Source organism: Desulfosarcina sp. (assembly GCF_033791525.1).
Lineage (GTDB): Bacteria > Desulfobacterota > Desulfobacteria > Desulfobacterales > Desulfosarcinaceae > Desulfosarcina.
This window is the reverse complement of record NZ_JASJGN010000006.1, coordinates 1-18,633: the sequence shown is the minus strand read 5'-3', so window position 1 is coordinate 18,633 and position 18,633 is coordinate 1. Positions and strand designations below refer to the sequence as shown.

The 18,633-nt window shown below is 58.3% G+C and carries 20 protein-coding genes; 9 read left to right on the top strand and 11 right to left on the bottom strand.

Annotated features, from left to right (window positions below):
• Both QNK41_RS00245 and QNK41_RS00240 read left to right on the top strand, forming a co-directional pair.
• Positions 1 to 528: DsbA family protein (locus tag QNK41_RS00245; protein ID WP_319252547.1), on the top strand; the 528-nt coding region annotated here is incomplete at its 5' end.
• A 103-nt stretch (positions 529 to 631) separates the two neighbouring features.
• A complete protein-coding gene (locus tag QNK41_RS00240) occupies positions 632 to 1,483 on the top strand; it encodes a hypothetical protein (protein WP_319252545.1) in 852 nt (283 codons plus the stop codon).
• Positions 1,484 to 1,494: 11 nt separating this feature from the next.
• On the opposite strand, the gene QNK41_RS00235 is transcribed toward QNK41_RS00240, so the two are convergent.
• Positions 1,495 to 1,989: a regulatory protein RecX gene (locus QNK41_RS00235; RefSeq protein WP_319252543.1), complete on the bottom strand. Its 495-nt coding sequence runs from the start codon at positions 1,987 to 1,989 to the stop codon at positions 1,495 to 1,497.
• Between the two features lie 123 nt (positions 1,990 to 2,112).
• On the opposite strand from QNK41_RS00235, the gene QNK41_RS00230 reads away from it, so the two are divergent.
• Positions 2,113 to 2,652, top strand: a complete 540-nt coding sequence (locus QNK41_RS00230; RefSeq protein WP_319252541.1) for a glycine cleavage system protein R — start codon at positions 2,113 to 2,115, stop codon at positions 2,650 to 2,652.
• Between the two features lie 72 nt (positions 2,653 to 2,724).
• On the opposite strand, the gene gpmI is transcribed toward QNK41_RS00230, so the two are convergent.
• From gpmI to rplU, 8 genes are all read right to left on the bottom strand, one after another.
• The gene (gene gpmI, locus QNK41_RS00225; RefSeq protein ID WP_319252540.1) at positions 2,725 to 4,266 is read right to left on the bottom strand and encodes a 2,3-bisphosphoglycerate-independent phosphoglycerate mutase; all 1,542 of its coding nucleotides are present in this window, start codon (positions 4,264 to 4,266) and stop codon (positions 2,725 to 2,727) included.
• A gap of 176 nt (positions 4,267 to 4,442) precedes the next feature.
• Positions 4,443 to 4,856: a ribosome silencing factor gene (gene rsfS, locus QNK41_RS00220; protein ID WP_319252537.1), complete on the bottom strand. Its 414-nt coding sequence runs from the start codon at positions 4,854 to 4,856 to the stop codon at positions 4,443 to 4,445.
• On the bottom strand, positions 4,853 to 5,518 hold the full coding sequence (nadD, locus tag QNK41_RS00215; protein WP_319252535.1) for a nicotinate (nicotinamide) nucleotide adenylyltransferase: 666 nt from the start codon (positions 5,516 to 5,518) through the stop codon (positions 4,853 to 4,855). Before nadD ends, rsfS begins: the two co-directional genes overlap by 4 nt.
• Positions 5,519 to 5,642: 124 nt before the next feature.
• Positions 5,643 to 6,899: a glutamate-5-semialdehyde dehydrogenase gene (locus QNK41_RS00210; RefSeq protein ID WP_319252533.1), complete on the bottom strand. Its 1,257-nt coding sequence runs from the start codon at positions 6,897 to 6,899 to the stop codon at positions 5,643 to 5,645.
• Positions 6,900 to 6,927: 28 nt separating this feature from the next.
• Positions 6,928 to 8,073: a glutamate 5-kinase gene (proB, locus tag QNK41_RS00205; RefSeq protein ID WP_319252532.1), complete on the bottom strand. Its 1,146-nt coding sequence runs from the start codon at positions 8,071 to 8,073 to the stop codon at positions 6,928 to 6,930.
• The gene (obgE, locus tag QNK41_RS00200; protein ID WP_319252530.1) at positions 8,045 to 9,067 is read right to left on the bottom strand and encodes a GTPase ObgE; all 1,023 of its coding nucleotides are present in this window, start codon (positions 9,065 to 9,067) and stop codon (positions 8,045 to 8,047) included. The genes proB and obgE overlap by 29 nt, the downstream gene beginning before the upstream one ends.
• Complete coding sequence (gene rpmA / locus QNK41_RS00195) at positions 9,064 to 9,318, bottom strand: 50S ribosomal protein L27 (RefSeq protein WP_319252528.1); 255 nt, start codon at positions 9,316 to 9,318, stop codon at positions 9,064 to 9,066. Before rpmA ends, obgE begins: the two co-directional genes overlap by 4 nt.
• 81 nt (positions 9,319 to 9,399) lie before the next feature.
• On the bottom strand, positions 9,400 to 9,711 hold the full coding sequence (rplU, locus tag QNK41_RS00190) for a 50S ribosomal protein L21 (protein WP_319252526.1): 312 nt from the start codon (positions 9,709 to 9,711) through the stop codon (positions 9,400 to 9,402).
• A 197-nt stretch (positions 9,712 to 9,908) separates the two neighbouring features.
• On the opposite strand from rplU, the gene fdhD reads away from it, so the two are divergent.
• From fdhD to QNK41_RS00165, 5 genes are all read left to right on the top strand, one after another.
• On the top strand, positions 9,909 to 10,712 hold the full coding sequence (gene fdhD, locus QNK41_RS00185; protein ID WP_319252524.1) for a formate dehydrogenase accessory sulfurtransferase FdhD: 804 nt from the start codon (positions 9,909 to 9,911) through the stop codon (positions 10,710 to 10,712).
• Positions 10,713 to 10,827: 115 nt separating this feature from the next.
• Complete coding sequence (locus tag QNK41_RS00180) at positions 10,828 to 11,850, top strand: tRNA-dihydrouridine synthase family protein (protein ID WP_319252522.1); 1,023 nt, start codon at positions 10,828 to 10,830, stop codon at positions 11,848 to 11,850.
• A gap of 232 nt (positions 11,851 to 12,082) precedes the next feature.
• Entirely contained in the window at positions 12,083 to 13,327 is a 1,245-nt protein-coding gene (locus tag QNK41_RS00175) for a beta-ketoacyl-[acyl-carrier-protein] synthase family protein (protein WP_319252520.1), read from the top strand.
• Positions 13,324 to 14,544 carry a beta-ketoacyl-[acyl-carrier-protein] synthase family protein gene (locus tag QNK41_RS00170; protein ID WP_319252518.1) on the top strand — a complete coding sequence of 407 codons (1,221 nt, stop codon included), beginning with the start codon at positions 13,324 to 13,326 and terminating at the stop codon, positions 14,542 to 14,544. The genes QNK41_RS00175 and QNK41_RS00170 overlap by 4 nt, the downstream gene beginning before the upstream one ends.
• Before the next feature lie 302 nt (positions 14,545 to 14,846).
• Positions 14,847 to 16,031 carry an NAD(P)/FAD-dependent oxidoreductase gene (locus QNK41_RS00165; protein WP_319252516.1) on the top strand — a complete coding sequence of 395 codons (1,185 nt, stop codon included), beginning with the start codon at positions 14,847 to 14,849 and terminating at the stop codon, positions 16,029 to 16,031.
• A 78-nt stretch (positions 16,032 to 16,109) separates the two neighbouring features.
• Here the strand turns inward: QNK41_RS00165 and QNK41_RS00160 are convergent, their stop codons facing one another.
• Together QNK41_RS00160 and yeiP are read right to left on the bottom strand one after the other, a co-directional pair.
• On the bottom strand, positions 16,110 to 17,015 hold the full coding sequence (locus tag QNK41_RS00160; protein WP_319252514.1) for an HD-GYP domain-containing protein: 906 nt from the start codon (positions 17,013 to 17,015) through the stop codon (positions 16,110 to 16,112).
• A 14-nt stretch (positions 17,016 to 17,029) separates the two neighbouring features.
• On the bottom strand, positions 17,030 to 17,602 hold the full coding sequence (gene yeiP / locus QNK41_RS00155) for an elongation factor P-like protein YeiP (protein ID WP_319252512.1): 573 nt from the start codon (positions 17,600 to 17,602) through the stop codon (positions 17,030 to 17,032).
• A gap of 165 nt (positions 17,603 to 17,767) precedes the next feature.
• Here yeiP and QNK41_RS00150 point away from each other — a divergent pair, with 165 nt between their 5' ends.
• Entirely contained in the window at positions 17,768 to 18,130 is a 363-nt protein-coding gene (locus tag QNK41_RS00150) for a hypothetical protein (RefSeq protein ID WP_319252511.1), read from the top strand.
• Positions 18,131 to 18,633: the final 503 nt, after the last annotated feature.

Sequence of the window (18,633 nt, the reverse complement as noted above, 5' to 3'; positions counted from 1 at the left end):
GCATTTCACATCCAGGTCAAATGGACGGCATTTCCCCTGCATCCGGAAACACCGCAAACCGGACAGACCCTGGAAGCGCTGTTTGCCGGTCAGCCGGTGGATATCCCCGGCATGCTGGCCCGGCTGCGCCAGGTGGCGCGGGAACTGAACCTGCCCTTCGGCGAACGGAAAATGACCTTCAACAGCAGGCTGGCTCAGGAACTGGGCAAATGGGCCGAGGATCAGGGCCATGGCGACGCTTTTCACCAGGCCGTGTTCCTGTCCTATTTCCAGCGCGGTGAAAATATAGCCCGCCTGCCGGTTTTACTCCAAATTTGCTCGGCGGTTGGACTGGACCCCGCAGCGGCACAGGCGGTGATGGATCAACGATCCTATCGTGAAGCGGTGGACCAGGACTGGCAACGGTCCCGTCAGATGGGAATTACCGCTGTGCCCACCTTTGTCCTCAACGGCCAGCGGCTGGTGGGTGCACAATCCTACGCGGAATTGGAAGGGATGGTTTTCTCCGCTAAGGTGGGAAAACGATAGTCCATCGTCTGTGAAAACAAAATGGCAGTGGCCACGCAGGCGGCCAATTTTATAGGCCCCTCTCGATATCCCGTTTTCACCTTTTCTGAGTAGGGCATTCCTCGTGAAAAGCATTCTTTATGCAGGTGTGCTTCTTTTTAGCGTGCTGGTCTCAGCTGCATGGGGCGATCTGAGCGGCCGATGGTCAGGTAACGACGGGGGCACCTATTATTTACGCCAGACCGGCAGCCACGTGCACTGGTATGGTGAAGCCGCCGATTCACAGCCGGCATGGTCAAATGTATTTTCCGGCCGCATTCACGGAACCCGCATCAAGGGTAACTGGACCGATGTTCCCAAGGGCCGGACAAGGGGTGCAGGCGACCTGGAACTGGTGCTTGAAAAGGACGGGAACGAACTGCGGGTCGTGAACAAAACCGGCGGATTTGCCGCTTCCCGATGGACCCGAATAAAGACAGACGCCTCAGTCACCCAGCCGCTGAAGCAGCTGAAACCGTCTGGAAAGGAGGATTGCGTTCGCTTCGACCCGGCCGCCCTTGGCGTTCGCCAGGTGAAAGGAAGATGGAAGATCGTTGGCGGTGACCACTGGCTGTTCGATTTCGGGCCCAACCAGGCCGCCGCCCGCCAATCGCTGAATGTGATCATTCATTACCGCATGGACCGCGCCTGCTTGGTCGGCCGGCCGAATCCACAATTTTCCTATATGCTGGCAAAAGGCGGAAGCCCGTCGGGCGGCATGGCCGGTGAAGATTGCGTTGCTTTTGACCCGAAGAGAGCAACGGTAAGCAACATTCAGGGAAGCTGGAAGATCGTGTCCGGCCGGCGATGGCTGTTCGATTTCGGCCAGGGCCAGACCGAAGCGCGGCAAGCCCTCGCCGTTATCCGGCGTTACGGTTTCAGCCAAACCTGTTTCGTGGGACGGCCCGACGCCGACTTTACCTACCTGCGCCGCTGAACGCGCGGGCCTCAGACGTCGGTGATGGCCATGTTGATGACGGTTGACGAGAAGCCCCGACCGGCTAAATAGCGGTAGGCCTTTTGGCGGCGTTTCCATGGATCGGCCTCGCGGCTCAAGTGAAACGCTTTTTTTTCCAGCATGCGACGGGCGCTGAGCACCTGGGTATCCTCATCACCGCAGCGGGCCAGCGCCTGTTCAATAGCTGCATCGTCTATCCCTTTTTGCCCGAGGGTCTGGCGAACCCGCAGGGGGCCGTATCCGCTTTCGACCAGGTGCCCGGCGATGATCGTGGCGGTTTTGGCATCGTCCAGATACCCCAGCTCAAGGCATCGCGCCAGGGCACCCTCGATGGCGGGACGGTCAAACCCCTTTTGCCGAAGTTTGGCCTTCAATTCCTTTTGGGTGTGGTCCCTCCGGGCCAGAATCCGAAAGGCACTGTCCAGGGCCCTGGAGTGCGCCTGGCGCGGCAGGCTGCCACCTTGTCGGTGGTGATCTTTTTTCATGGAATCAACGGTCGTCACAAACGCAGACACGGCGATAGGTTTTTTCCGCAGCCCAAAATGGTTGACGGATTTCACGGATTGGCGTAGCCAACACTTTTATCACACCCGCAGAGAGGAGTTATCATGGGACAACGATTCATCATGACCGCTTTCGGCAAGGACCGACCCGGCATCGTGGCCGATGTAACTGGGATTCTGTATGAAAACGGCTGCAATCTGGAGGACACCTCCATGACCCTGATGGCTGGGGAATTTACCCTGATCCTGCTGTTCACCGCCGGCTCGGCGGAAGTGGCCGGCCCGCTGTCCAGGGACTGCCGCAGACTGGAGCAGGAAAAAGGGATTTCCGCGTTCCTGCGCCCGCTGGAGCCACAGAAAGCGGTTAATAAACCCGGCAACGCGGTCTTCATTCGCACACTGCATGTGGAAGGGCTGGACCAGGCTGGGATCGTCTACAAGGTCAGCCGTTTCCTGGCAGACAACCGCATCAATATCGTCGACCTCAAGTCCACGGTCAAGGCCTCGCCAGAAAGCGGTACGGCCATGTACGTCATGGACATCCGAGTCCAGATACCCAATGAGACCGCCATGGATCCGGTGGAAAAAGGGTTGCGTGCCGTTGCCGACGACCTTAACGTGGACATCACGTTGTCGGGCCGCTGAAGCCGGTTCGTCAGCATAAAAAGCAACGCCTTCCCTTGGCTCTACCCTATACAGGCGTTGGTGTGACGACCTTCAGGTCCGCAGTAGACTCTGTGCGGTCATCTGCGCCGGTTTTTCCAGCCCCATCAGTTCCAGAAGCGTCGGCGCGATATCGCCCAACCGGCCTTCTTGCAGGCGAACCCCCTTTCGGCTGTTGTCCAGCAGCAACAGGCGAACCGGATTGGTGGTGTGGGCCGTAAACGGTTTGCCGTCAGGACCGGCCATCTTTTCCGAGTTGCCGTGATCGGCGGTTACCAGGGCCAGGCCATCTTTCTCCCAGAGCTTGTTGACTACTTTTTCCAGACATCGGTCAACGGTTTCGCAGGCCTTGACGGCGGCGGCCATCACACCGCTGTGTCCCACCATGTCCATGTTGGCAAAATTGAGCACGATGAAATCGTATTTATCCGAATCCAGCCGGGCAACCACTTCGTCGGCCACCTGGTAGGCGCTCATTTCCGGCTTCTGGTCGTAGGTGGCCACATCGCGGGGAGAGGGAATCAGGCAACGCTCTTCGTTTTCAAAGGGCGTTTCTTCACCGCCATTAAAGAAATAGGTGACATGGGCGTACTTCTCGGTTTCGGCGATTCGCAGCTGGCATAGCCCCTGGCGGCTCAGGACTTCTCCGAGAATCATCTCCAGGTGAACGGGGCCAAAGGCCATGGGAAGGTGTAATCCTTCGTCGTATAGGGTCATGGTGGTGTAGCCGGAAAGCGCCGGAACCACCAGGCGCTCGAATCCATCGAATTTTTTTTCGGTAAACGCCCGGGTAATCTCCCGGGCACGGTCCGCACGGAAGTTAAAAAAGATGATCCCGTCGCCGTCGGTCACCGTGCCCACCGGTTTGCCGCTTTCGTCGACCATCACCACCGGCTGGACGAATTCGTCGGTTTCATCACGGTTGTAGGCTGATTTAACGGCGGCCACCGGATCGGTTTCCACCCGGCCATGGCCTTCGCAATAAAGCCGGTAGGCTTTTTCCACCCGATCCCATCGTTTGTCCCGATCCATGGCATAGTAGCGGCCGCAGACGGATGCGACAGCACCGTTGCCGATGGCCTGTATATGGTCCTGCAGCTGCTTCAGATAATTCACGCCGCTGTCCGGCGGTGTATCCCGGCCGTCGAGTATGGCATGCACGAAGACCCTGGACAGCCCTTTTTGCTGGGCCATGTCCAGCAGGGCCAGCAGATGGGTGAGCTGGCTGTGGACCCCGCCATCGGACAGCAGGCCCATCAGGTGCAGCGCCGTGCCGCGGGCAGCCACCGCATCCATAATGGCGCCAAACGCTTCATTTTCGAAGAAGGACCCCTCTTCGATCGCTTTGTCGATGCGCACCAGGTTCTGATAGACGACACGTCCGGCACCGATGTTCATATGCCCCACTTCGCTGTTGCCCATGATGCCTTCGGGCAGCCCCACATCCCTGCCCGAGCAACGCAGTTGCGTCGATGGATAGCTGGATTGAAGCCGGTCCAGAAACGGTGTATGGGCCATCAGGACGGCATTGGTGGGTTCGTCGGCTCCGATTCCCCATCCGTCAAGGATGATCAGCATATGGGTTTTTTTGGGCATTTTCTTTGCTCTCCAATGGTTCTTTATTGGTGTTAGCGCCTGTTTCAAAACGTTGCAGTTCGGTCAAGATCAAGGCGGGCGATCATTTCAACCGGAGGAATACATGTCGTATTTCGAGGATTGAAAGGTGAGCTCAACGCCGATATTGGCCGAAATGGGGCGTTTTGAAATTAGCGCTATTCGATGAATACCGATTCGTCTACACCCATATCGTCATCCGGATAATCGACCACTTGTTTCAGGCTTTCAGTCTGAATGCGCCGGGCATCGGACCACAGCCCTTCCAGATTGTAAAAACTGCGCGTACTTTCGAAAAAGACGTGGATGACCACGTGCCCGTAGTCCATGAGCACCCAGTGACCCTCCTTGAGGCCGTCGACACTCAGGGCCTTGATGCCCTGTTTTTTCAGGTCCCGCTGGATATGTTCGGCGATGGCGCTGACCTGACGGTTGGACGTCCCGTGGCAGATGAGAAACGCGTCCGCCAGGCTGGTGAGTTGGCCTACGTCTAAAAGGACCGGATTTCTGGCTTTTTTTCCAAGGGCTGATTTGACATAAACGTCCAGTTCAGCATCACTTGTCTTGGTCATCGATAAAGTTCCTTTTTTTCAATATAAGCGTTTACCTTCGGTGGAACAAGGTCAACGATCTCTTTTCCTGCCCTGATTCGCTGCCTGATCTGGCTGGAAGAGATGTCTATCGGTCGGGTCGGCAACAGGTGGATCCTGTTTTCGCCGGCCCGCTGCCAACAAGGCGGTTCGTGGACATGGTGATAATCTTCTGACAACCGGGAACGAATATAGCCGTCCATACGGCTGAAATCGCCGCTGGCTGGCATCCTGCCGTCCACCCTCCGGATTACCACCACCACTTGGACGGTTTCCAGCAACCGTCGATAGCTTTTCCAGGTGTGAATCTCCAGGAACGCGTCCATTCCCATCATCAGAAACAGCGTGGCACCGGGAGTGATCCGGGTTTTGAAGTGGTCCACCGTGTCGATGGTGTATGACGGACCGTTGCGTTGGATTTCGACATCGGACAGGCGGTAGCGGGAATCGGTGGGCAGGGCCAGTTGGATCATTCGGACCCGCTCGGCCGCCGGTGCCAGGAATACAGGAAATTTGTGGGGGGGCACCCGACAAGGGATGATATAGAGCCGGTCCAGAGAAAATCGCTGGAAAACCCGTTCGGCCACCATCAGGTGACCCTTGTGGATCGGATTGAAGGTTCCGCCGAATACTCCTGCTCGCATGACCTGCTCCCCAAGGATTTAAGATGATTAATTTGGCAAGGATAGAGGGAGGAAGCCGCACTATGCTAGGCTGCGACAACCGATAATGCAGCCCACATTAATTATCTTAAAGCCTTGCATAGGGCTACTCCCGAACCTGGCCGTCGCCCAAAACCACGAACTTCTGAGTGGTCAATTCCTGGAGCCCCATGGGACCGAAGGCGTGCAGTTTGGAGGTGCTGATGCCCATTTCAGCACCCAACCCCAACTGCCCGCCGTCATTAAACCGGGTGGAGGCGTTGACTAGAACCACCGAGGCGTCCACATCCCGAACAAACCGGTGGGCCCGGCGGTAATCGCTCGTGACTATCGCCTCCGTGTGGTTCGACCCGTAGCGGGCGATGTGGGCCATGGCGTCCTCCATGTCCGCTACCACCTTGACCGACAGAATCAAGTCCAGGTATTCTGCAGGCCAATCCGCGTCCGTGGCGGGGGAGATATCGGGAAGGATTTCGCAGGTTTTCGGGCATCCCCGAAGCTGTACATCTGCCGTATCATATCGCCGGGCCATGGCCGGCAGGAAATCTTGAGCCACCTGTTCGTGGACCAGCAGCGTTTCCATGGCGTTGCACACGCCGGGACGCTGAACCTTGGCATTGTAACAGATATCTTCAGCCATTAGAAGGTCGGCCATCTGGTCCACAAAAACATGGCAGACTCCTTTGTAGTGCTTGAGTACGGGGATCCTGGAATTCTCGGCCACAAATCGGATCAGCCCTTCACCGCCCCGGGGAATGATCAGGTCCACGAACGCGTCCTGGGCCAGCAGGACGGTGATCGCTGCACGGTCTTCCGTGGAAACCACCTGGGCGGCCTGCGCCGGCAATCCGGCCGATTCCAGGGCCTGGCCGATAATGCCGGCAAGGGCCCGGTTGGAATACAGTGCCTCGGAACCGCCCCGCAATATGACGGCGTTGCCGGATTTCAGGCATAACCCGGCGGCATCGATGGTGACATTGGGTCGCGACTCATAGATGATACCGATTACGCCCAAGGGAATGCGCATCTTCGATACCCGCAGTCCGTTTGGCCGCACCTGCGTTTCGCCCATGGTTCCCACCGGGTCGGGATAGGCGGCCACTTCCCGGAGACCGCCGGCCATGACGGCAATGGTTTTCGCCGAGACGGTGAGCCGGTCCACCATGGCACTCGAAAGGCCCGCTTCCCCGGCCCGCTTCAGGTCCTTGCGGTTTTCCTGAACGATCGTTTCCGCCTGCTGCTCCAACAAGCCGGCCATGTTCGTCAGGGCCTGGTTCTTTTGGTCCGTTGCACAGCAGCCCATCACGCCGGCGGCCTGTTTGGCGTCGCGAGCCATTTGTCGGATGGTTCGATCGATATCCATGGTATTTCCTCTGAAAGAGAGTTGACGCTCAGGCGGCTTCGGGTTCCCCGGTGATCACCAGATTGTCCCGGTGGATCACTTCATCGTAGGTTTTCTGGCCAAGACGGGCTTTGATCTGGCTGGTCCTGAGACCCATGATGATTCGGATCTCCTCGGCATTGTAGTTCACCAGCCCGTTGCCGATCAATCGGCGTTCTTCCGTAACCACTGCCACCGCTGCGCCCACGGGAAACTGACCCTGGACATCGACGATGCCGCTGGGCAGCAGGCTTTTCCCGTTGTTCATCAGCGCCTTGGCGGCCCCGGCATCGACCTTGATTGTACCCTGGGGGTTGACCGTGTAGCCAATCCAGCATTTTTTGCGGTTCAGTTTTTGCTCCCGGGGCACAAAATACGTGCCGTGAGGCTCTCCTGCTGCCAGGCGAATCAGGATGTCCGGCCGGTACCCTTTGGCAATCACCATGGGTATTCCCGATGCGGTGACCTTGCGAGCGGCTTTGATCTTACTCAACATCCCCCCGGTGCCCAAGGCACCGGGGATATCGCCGGCGTACTTTTCGATGCTCCTGCTGTAGGTGGCTACCCGGGGAATGAGCTGGGCATCCGGAAAGACCCGGGGATCCTTGTCATACAGTCCGTCGATATCGGTAAGATTGATAAATATGTCGGCATCCAACAGCAGGGAGATCATGGCTGCCAGATTGTCGTTGTCCCCCAGTTTGATCTCTTCCACCATGATGGTGTCGTTTTCATTGATAATCGGCACCACCTGCCATTCGAGCAGGGTGTTCATGGTATTCCTGGCATTCAGGTAGCGTTTGCGGCTGACAAGATCGTCGCTGGTGAGCAGTATCTGAGCCACCTTGCGATCAAACCGGGCAAAGGCCTTTTCCCACTCACGGATCAGGCCCGCCTGACCGATGGCGGAGATGGCCTGTCGTTTGGGAATTGCTTCGGGCCGCTTGGGAAAACCCATTTTCTTCATGCCCGAGGCCATGGCACCCGAAGAGACAAGAATGATCTGAATGCCTTGGTCCAGAAGCCGGCAAATCTGGCTGCTGATGGAGGAAATGGCATCGATGTTCAGGCCGGCCTGGGCGGTCAGCACATTGCTGCCCACCTTAACGACGGCCCGCCTGATGGCGTTACTCTTTTTCTTCCGATTGCGCTTCATCCATTTGATCCAGCAGGTTGCACAGGGTTGCAGTCAGCCGATCGAGCCCCTTGCCGGTGGCGGCGGAAATCTTCAGCAGGTCGCCCTCGCCGAAGGCTTGCCTGAAAAGTGTGGCCGCATCCTCGGCCCAGGCCACATCCATCTTGTTCAACACCACGAGCTGGGGTTTTTCGGATAGCGTTGGGCTATACTGGTGCAGCTCCCGGTTGACCGTATCGAGGTCCCTGAGCGGATGGTCGGAATCGATGGCGGCGGCATCCACCAGGTGCACCAGCACGCGTGTCCGCTCCACATGCCGCAGGAACTGGATACCCAGGCCGGTACCGGTGTGGGCCCCCTCGATCAACCCGGGAATATCGGCCATAATGAAAGGCTCCCGGCGGTTGGTTTGAACCACACCCAGGTTCGGTGTCAGGGTGGTAAAGGGATAGTCGGCGATCTTGGGCCTGGCTGAGGACATGGCGGAAACCAGCGTCGATTTGCCGGCATTGGGCAGCCCCACGACGCCCACATCGGCCAGCAGCTTCAACTCCAGCCGCAGGTTCAGGGTCTGGCCCGGCTCACCCGGCTGCGCAAAGCGGGGCGTCCGGTTGGTCGATGATTTGAACCGTGCGTTTCCCAGGCCCCCCCGGCCTCCTTTTGCAACGACAAAGACCTCGTCGGGATCGACGAGGTCTTTAATGAGGTCTCCTGTGTCAACGTCGACCACCAGGGTGCCGGGAGGCAGTTCGATGATCAGGTCCTCACCGCCCCTGCCGGCCCGATTGTTACCCTGGCCGCCGGATCCGTTTTTAGCTCTGCAAAGCTTTTGAAACTGAAGGTGGTAGAGGGTGCGCTTTTTGGTGGTGGCTTTGAAAATGACGTCTCCGCCGCGTCCCCCGTCACCCCCGTCAGGCCCGCCTTTGGGGATGTACTTTTCCCGCCGCAAGCTGACGCATCCGGCTCCGCCCTTGCCCGACTGGACGGTAATGCGTGCCTCGTCTATGAATTTCACGCTGCATAGACGCTGACCTGTTTACGGTCTCGGCCTTTTCTTTCATAGGTGACGACACCGTCGATCAGGGCAAAAAGAGTATAATCTTTGCCAATTCCGACATTGACGCCTGGATGGATTCTGGTGCCGACCTGTCGAACCAGGATATTGCCGGCAAGTACCTCCTGGCCGCCATAGCGCTTGATCCCCCGGCGCTGGGAATTACTGTCTCGACCGTTCTTTGAACTACCGGCTGCTTTTTTGTGTGCCATGGTTTCCTCCTCAATAACAAAAGGGCACCGAACGGATGTACAGATGCGCCGGCAACCCTTGCAGATGTTTCGGAAAAAGGTTTACGCCTCGATACGATCGATACGAACGGCCGTGAACGGCTGGCGATGGCCTTGTTTGCGGCGGTACCGTTTTCTGCGTTTGTATTTGAAAACAAGGATTTTCTTGCTCTTGCCCTGGGCCACAATCTGGCCATGGACCGTTACCCCGTCTACACCGGGTTGGCCGATCTTGACATTTTCGCCATCGGAAAATATAAGGACATTGTCGAAAGCGATCGGTGACCCGACGTCACCGGTGAGCTTCTCAAACCTAAGCACATCACCCTCCGCAACCTTATATTGCTTACCGCCTGTGGCAACCACTGCATACATGTTCCTGCCCTCCTGTGAAAACAAATCGCTTAGTCCTGAATTCAAAAAATAAGAAATATCAAACTTTCCCGCCCCATTGTCAAGAAAAAACTGATCGGCCATGGGAATGGGAAAAGTCGTGGACAAGAACCGTCAATTCCTTGTAGTTACAGGATAGTCGTACCAGCGTTTCGAGGGAGCCGAAAGGGAAGACCGTCGTGAACAGTCGTCATCGAGACATCACCATCGTGGAAAACGGGCAGGAGAGATCCGCATCCATGGTTTTCATCGGAGAAGAGCCGCTCTCCATACGGGTACAGGGGTCACCGTATGCTGTTGTCATGCGTACTCCGGGCGAGGAAAAGGCCCACGTGGCGGGTTTTTGCCTCGGAGAGGGCATCGTGGACAATCCCGGGGACATTACCAACATTGCCTTCTGCGATGGTGAAGACACCAATGTGGTCACCGTCACCCTTACCGCCACGCGGCGAACACAAATTGCCGACCATCTGGATCGACGGACCTATATCAGCCAGACATCCTGCGGCATCTGCGGAAAATCCATTGTCGACGATCTGGTCCAGGCACTTTCGCCGGTGGCTGACGGGGAACCGCTGAACGGGAAGGGCGCCCTGGATCGACTGCTCAGCCTGGGCGACTACCAGCCACTGCGGGACAAAACCCGCGCCGCCCATGCTGCCGCTATTTATGACCATGCGTTCAATCAGCTGTCCGTTGCCGAAGACGTGGGCCGTCACAATGCGCTGGACAAGGCCATCGGGTGTCTATTTGTCGACGGACGACTGCCGCGGGCACGGCTGCTGACCCTCTCGTCACGCATCAGCTACGAACTGGTCCAAAAAACGGCACGGGCAAGGATTCCCGTCATCCTGGCCATTTCCCGGCCCACCGCACTGGCCGTCGAACTGGCCACAGCCCTGAACATTACCCTGGCGTCACTGGGCAAGGGCGACAGCCTGATGGTTTACTGCAATCCCCAGCATCTCGTCTGGCCGCGCTAAACCACATTGTCTATCGGTTCTAAGATAAGGTTTTGGGCAAGGCTGGAGTAAGGAAGCCGTATTGCAATACTGCGACGACCGACAACGCAGCCCAAGACCTAATCTTAGAACTGATATGGAATCAGACCTTGCCTCACGGCTCAATCGTCCCCTGACCATCGGACGGACCACAATCGATCGCCGGCTGGTCCTGGCTCCCATGACCCTGCTGGGGCATATCGCCTTTCGAGAGCTGCTGGCCGGTTTCGGCGGGTATGGCCTGCTCTTCGGAGAGATGTGCAGCGCCAGGCGAATTCCCCAGGAAGTCCGTGCCGACTCCGCCTATTTCAGCTGGCGGGAGGCGGAACGGCAGCACCTGGTCATGCAGATCTTCGGTGCCGACCCGACGGTCATGGCAACGGCGGCCCGAATCATCGAGGGAAAAGGCCTTTACGGGGTGGATCTGAACTTCGGCTGCTCGGTGGCCACCATCTGTAAACAACGGTGCGGGGCGGCCCTGCTGAAGACACCGGACCAGGCCGCCCGAATCGTTGAGGCGGTGCGCCGGGCCATATCCATCCCTCTGTTCGTCAAGTTTCGCACGGGCTGGATCGACGACCCGGCCATTCCGGTGGATCTGGCCCGGCGATTCGCCTCGGCCGGCGCCGACGCCCTGACCTTTCACCCCCGGGTGGCCCCGGATCGGCGCTCCCGACCGCCCCGCTGGGATTATATCAAACGGGTCAAAGACGCGGTAAGCATTCCGGTGTTCGGCAATGGCGACGTGTTCGATGGAACGGATTGCCTGCGGATGCTGGAGACCACCGGTTGCGACGGGGTGGCCATCGGCAGGATGGCCATTGCCCGCCCCTGGCTGATGGCCCAGATGGCCGGACTGCTTTCACCCGACACCGGAATCTACCAGTGCACGGCCCTTGCCATGCTGGATCTGATGGAAAAGCATTTCGACGACCGACGGGCGCTGAGGCGATACAAGAAATTTGCCCTCTATTTCAGCGCCAATTTCAAATTCGCCCACAGCTTTTACAAACGGATCGGCAATGCCCGGGATCTGGAAGCCGTGAAGGGTGAATTGGATGCCTTTTTCCTCGGGAATCCGCAGACAACGACGCGGCCGAACATGAATTTTTTCCTGTAGCCAACCCTTTGGGATGGTATGCAGCAGGGCCAATGGACGAAGGGTGCGCACCTTATCCGCAGCCGTTCAACGGTCGTGTTCATATCGGTAAAGTGCACCGCGGTCAGCGGGTTTGGCGGACCTGGCTTTCCACCGCCTTGACTTTCACAGATTCATCGGGTTAAAGTTTTGCCTGCCCATCAAGACCACATCCACTTTTCAAAAAAACGTTGCACCTTCCCAACCGAGGCATATGAAATCAGATTGTGTAGTTGTTACCGGGCGGGGAACTGTCAACGCCATCGCCAAAAATGTCAAGGCCTTTGCCAGCGCCCTGAAGGCGGGTGTCTGTGGTATCGGCCCGGTAACCCTGTTCGACACCTCCGGCTACCGCTCCCACACCGGGGCCCAGGTCAGGGATTTCGATCCCCGGCGGCACATTCCAGAAGAATACACCTTAAAGCGCATGTCACGGTCGGACTGCATGGCCATGGCGGCGACACTGGAAGCCCTGTCAGAAGCCGGTTTGAAGCCTTTTCCAGAAGAACTTGCCGCCGACACTGGGGTGGTCATCGGCGGCGGGGCCGGTGGCATGCTGGAGTGCGAACCGGTGTTTGCCCGCTACCTGGAAAACGGAGCCGACCGGCTGCCCGGCTCTGCGTTTGCGTCCTTTTCCTGCGCCTCGTCGGCGGATCACATTGCCACCCATTTGAAACTCATGGGTCCTAAAACCACATTCATGACCGCCTGCTCGTCAGGGGCCACGGCCATTGGTTATGCTGCCGATCTGATTCGACAGGAAGCCGCCGACGCAGTGGTCTGCGGCGGCACCGAACCCTTGTGCCGCATCACCTATTCGGCCTTCAACGCCCTGCAGGCCGTGGATCCCGATTACTGCAGGCCCTTCGATCGCCATCGCCGGGGAATGAGCCTGGGGGAAGGCGCCGGGATACTGATCCTGGAGTCGCTGGATCACGCACTGAAACGGGGCGCCCGAATCTACGGCGAAGTGCTCGGCTGCGGAATCAGCTGCGATGCCAACCACATGACCGCCCCGGATCCGAAAGCAGCCGGCGCCGTGGGTGCCATGACCGCCGCCCTGGCCGATGCCGGTATTTCCCCGAAAGACGTGGATTATATCAACGCCCACGGTACGGCCACACCGGCCAACGATCTGATGGAAATCCAAGGCATTAAAACCGTGTTCGGCAGCCGGGCGCAGCATGTTCCAGTCAGTTCCACCAAATCCATGATCGGCCATACCCTGGGCGCTGCCGGCGCCATCGAAGCCGTGGTTTGCATGCTGGCCATCGAGCAGGGGTTCCTCCCGCCGACTATCCACCACGAGACCCCCGACGAGGCCTGCGACCTGGACGTCGTGCCCGGTCGCTCGCGGGAGACCGCGCCTAACATTGTCCTTTCCAACTCTTTTGCCTTCGGCGGCAACAACACCAGTCTGGTTCTGGGAAGATGGTCGCGAAGCGGCGGTGCCCGATGAACCGGCGGGTGGTGGTAACCGGCATGGGGCTGGTGACGCCCCTGGGCATCGGGCGGAAGGCCTTTACCAGCCATCTTTTCGATGGGAGTTGCGGCATCCGCCCCATCGAAGGGTTCGATACCACGCCCTTTAAATCCCACCTGGGGGGCGAAGTTGGCGATTTTTCACCCGTTGACTTCATCGCCCCTCGCACCCTGCGGCGCATGGACCGTCTCTCCCAGATGGTCACCGCCTCGGCATGCATGACCATAGACGATGCGGGCATCAATCTGGCAAACACCGACCGCAAACGCTTGGGCATTGTGATGGGAACGGCCTTTGGAGCCACGGATGTGGCCACGCAGTTCGCCGGCACCCTGTTTACCGAGGGGCCCCGGCGGGTCAACCCCATCCTGGTGCCCAATACCGTAATGAACGCACCGGCCGGCCACGCGGCCATCGAACTGGGGCTGCGGGGAATCAACACCACCTTGAACCACCGTGAGGCCTCGGCGGAAACGGCCATCGCCTACGCGGCGGGTCAGATCCGGCAGGGACGCGCCGATGCACTGCTGGCCGGCGGCGGTGATATTCTGTCGCCTTTCTTTTTCACCATGCTGGAACGCTTCAAGGCCTTGTCTCCGCAGAACCGCCATGCAGAAGGGGCGCGCCCCTTCGACCGCCGTCGCAACGGTCCGGTGGCCGGAGAAGGAACCGGACTGCTCTGCCTCGAGTCTCTGCGATCGGCTCGGTCTCGTGGGGCAACCATCTACTGTGAAATCGCCGGTTGGGGAATGAGCGGTTCACCGGCGCCGGCCAACGATTGGCCAGAGGATCCGACCGGGCCGGTGATGGCCATGCAAAAGGCCATGGCCATGGCCGGTGTGTGTCCAGCCAAAATCGATGCCGTCTCCGCAGCGGCCAGCGGCGGCGTCAAGTCCGACCGGTTGGAGGCCCGGGCGCTGGAGCAGGTCTTTAAAGACACCAAACCACCGGCAGTAACGGCCATCAAGGGCGCCATCGGAGAAAACTTTGCTTCCGGCGGTATTCGTGCCGCGGCCATGGCGCTCTCCATCCATGAGTGCATCGTACCGCCAACCCTGGGTCTGGAATTCCCCATCACTGCATTGGATGTGGTGAAGGCAGCCGGTCGAGAGATGACCGTGAACCACGGATTGGTCAACGCCTGCGCATCCGGAGGGACCTTTGTCTCGCTGTTGTTCAGCAGGCCTGTGTAGGCGACACCCTGTCATGAACCGCGACAGCGCTCGCCGACCCCGTCGCTTGTCGGAGCGAAGCAGAAATACCGAGCACCAGTGCGGCCGGGTTAGCGAGCGAACTATAAATTGATTTTCATCCTTACGGTGAACCCTCCCTGCGGCTTTCGGCGGGGAGGGTTCAATTGCCTGTCGTTTATCGAAAAGGAAAATGCCCGTTGTGATGACCACATGGCGTTAACCCATAGCGGGGTGCACAGTGGGTGCGGCCTGACGAAAAGGGATCGCAAAATATTTCGGGTGCCGGCGAAAGGAAGGCCCTGTTGAAACCGAAAACGGATGTCATCATCATCGGTGCCGGCGCGTCGGGACTGATGTGCGCCATGGAAGCCGGCAAACGTGGACGCCGGGTGGTGGTTCTGGACCATGGCAAAACACCGGGCCGGAAAATTTTAATATCCGGCGGCGGACGCTGCAACTTTACCAACCTCAACATTGAAGCCGCCTGCTACATCTCCAATAATACCCACTTCTGCAAATCGGCGCTTAGCCGCTACACCCAATGGGATTTTATCGAATTGGTCAACAAACACGGCATCGCCTATGGCCAGCGGTCCCATGGGCAGCTGTTCTGTATTGAAAGCGCCCGCCAGATCCTGGACATGCTGTGGTCAGAGTGCGAAATGGCAGGCGTTGCGTTCAGCCTGGACACGAAAATAGAAACCATTGACAGACGCCCCGATCACGCTTTCGCGGTGCACACCAGCCGGGGGAATTACACTTGCCAGTCCCTGGTGATCGCCACGGGCGGGTTATGCATGACAGGGGCAGGGGCCAGCCCGCTGGGCTATGAGATCGCCCGGCAGTTCAACATACCGGTCCGGTCGCCGCGTGCCGGCCTGGTTCCCTTCACGCTCCAGCCGGCGGATAAAAAGATGCTTACCGGTTTATCCGGTATCGCTGTGGATGCCATCGTCAGCTGCCGGCAGCATCGGTTCCGCGACAACATTCTGTTCACCCACCGGGGACTCAGCGGCCCGGCCATCCTGCAGCTCTCATCTTACTGGCAGCCCGGCGAGACCATTGCCATTGACCTGCTGCCGGACATGGACCTGGTGGCGGTGCTGAAAGGGCAGCAGCGGCAGCACCCGCAGCGCCAAATCAAAACGGTCCTGGCGGCGCTCCTGCCCAAACGGCTGGTGGCGGCACGGATCACGCCTGCCATGGCAGAACGTCCCCTTCAGCACCTTTCCCATCAACAATTCAGAGAAATTTCAGCTCATTTTCAGCGGTGGACACTCAAACCCGGCGGAACCGAAGGATACCGGACCGCAGAGGTCACCGTGGGCGGCGTGGACTGTGATGCCGTCTCTTCGAAAACCATGCAGGCACGCCGGGTACCGGGCCTCTATTTTACCGGTGAAGTGCTGGATGTCACCGGCTGGCTGGGAGGATACAACCTGCAATGGGCCTGGTCATCGGGATGGTGTGCCGGCCAGGTGGTGTAGCACCGGGAACGCTGACCGCCAAATCAATGATGCGAATGACCCGTTGCCGCACTGGCAACCGCGCTTCGCCCATCGGTTTCAATCTTTTGTTTCGATGAGCCCATAAACATTCTTTGACGGTGGGGTGCCCCGGCACTCGGTGGAGACCACACACCGGCTGAAATGGGGTTGGGCCCGCCGATTCAGGGCCACGAGGACCCGGGCCACGGTTTCGCTGATGGTGCCGGCGTCAGCCTGACGGGTTAGCTCTTCCAGAGCGGTGCGATTATCGTATGAGACCGGGCGGTAGGGCCGCGGTGAGATCAGGGCGTCATACACATCGCTGATCATAATGATGTCGATCATCAGGTTGTCGATCGAAATGCCCAGCGGGTATCCGCTGCCGTCCCTGCGTTCATGGTGGTCCCTGGCCACCTCGGCGGCAAGGATCCCGGGATCCCGGAAGTAGTGGCTCAGCAACACGTAGCCGGCCACCGCGTGGTGCCGGAGGTGCGCATGCTGGGCCTGGGTGAGCGGCGTTTCCTTGGTCAGAATCTCCAGCGGGACACACAGCTTGCCGATATCGTGGGTAGGGCCGGCCATGACCTCCTGAAGCAGGGCGTCCCTGTCGTCGATCAGTTCCCGCGCGATGAGAATGGAGAGGGCGAAGACGAGCAGGGTGTGGCGATAGGTATAAAAATCCCACTCGCGAAAGTGATAAAGTGATTCCAGGACCGGTTCAGGCAGGACGACATCCCCGGCGATCTTGAGCAGTTCTTCCTGTCGATGGGCTTCTTGGAAAATCAGGTCGTAGGGGGAGTCGGCGAAAAAGCCCAGCAGGTCGGACCTGACCTGCCGGTAGTCCAGCAAACGGCAGGTTGCCATGGCACCTGCCTGCCCGCGGACGGATGCGTCCATGACCTGGCGCGTAAGGCAGGTCCCTGCGTCCAGCAAAAGGGTGCCATCACGATCGGTTACTGCGTGGGTGAGTCGGCAGTCCGGCATGGGTTTCTCCTTGGTCAATTTTTAACCCGTGTCATGTATTGGCCGGTCTCCGTGTTCACCCGCACGACCTCTCCGGCGGTCATGTATTCGGGTACCAGCACGGATACCCCGTTGGACAGCGTGGCGGGCTTGTTGCGGTTGGTGGCCGTGGCACCCTTCATCACCGGAGCGGTCTCCACAATATCCAGATCGACGGTCTGGGGCAATTCGATGCACAGGGGGTGACCGTCCCTGAGCAGCACCGTGATGCCTTCCAGTCCGTCGATGAGCCATTGGATCTGCCCTTCAAGGGCTTCCTCGGACAGGGTGTGCTGCTCGTAGTTCTCACTGTCCATGAAAGTGTACAGGTTCTGGTCCCGGTAGAGAAAGCTCACCCGGCGTTTGTCCACCACCATCTCTTCCATCGTATCATTGCCCTTGTAGGTCTGGTCCAGTTTCTGCCCCGTGATCAGCGAGGCGTATCGGACCTTGTAAAGGGTGTTGGCCCCCCGTGCCGATGGCGTGTGGACATCGATCTGTTTGACCTGGTAAGGATGGTTGTCAATATTGATGATGTGACCTTTCTGGAGGTTGCTGGCTTTTGGCACTGATGTTCTCCTTTATGTTTACGACTATATACCGCTTATCCGGGTTCAGGGCAATACAGTTGACGTTTAAATGGCCAGGCACCATGTTAGAAATGGCGCGTAAAGGTTTACCCGAAATAGTAGAAGTATTCGGACGCCAATCACCAAAACCGGTTGAGGAAAACATTGAACGATCACCCCACTTTAGAAAAACTGCGGCAGGCCGCGTTGCCCCCCGAACAACACGCACGACTTTTTGGAATGATCGCCACCACGTTTAAAATAGCCATCGATGCGCGATCACCGAAAAATCGACCACCGGGAAAAGCGGGACTCAGAGCCGAAAAAGGCTACTACCGCCTGCTGTACCTGGAGGGACGCCTTCACGAAAAAGTCAACACCCATCAAAATACGGATCCTGATTTCCCTGCCTACGATTGGGACACCATGATCGACATCATGCGACAACTGGCGGATATCCCCGAACTTCGCTCGGAAATCCTGGCGGGGGTCGAAATCGCGCTGGATGAAATTACGGACCCGACGTAGACCTTTACATCCCGGAAATCGGGTCATGTGAACCGCGATAGCGAGCACATTCCTCGCCGCTTGTCGAAGCGAAGCGGAGATCCCGCTCATCGGGGCGGCAGGGTTAGCGAGCGAACTGGAAATCGATTTTTATCCTTACGGTGAACCCTCCCTGCGGCTTGCCGTAGGGAGGGTTCAATTTTTCGCCGATCCATCCAGCGCCTGACCACCGAATCGCCATAGCCCCAATTTTGAACCATCCCAAACGATTTTCAAAACAGTCGTCTCCCCGTATACCGCATCAGGGATGGCTAGATGGTTTTATAGGGTTTACAGGTCGTCCGGACCGGACTTATACTTTTTTTGTATACCAACTGTTCGGATTGATGAACTCGTAAAAAGTCTAATTTCCGACGGATTCGTAAAAAGTTCGAGATCAAGGCTTGCAAATCCCGAGGAATGAGGTGTACTTACGGTACTCCGCAGTGACGAGGGATGAAGCGTAACGCAGATATCGGACTTCT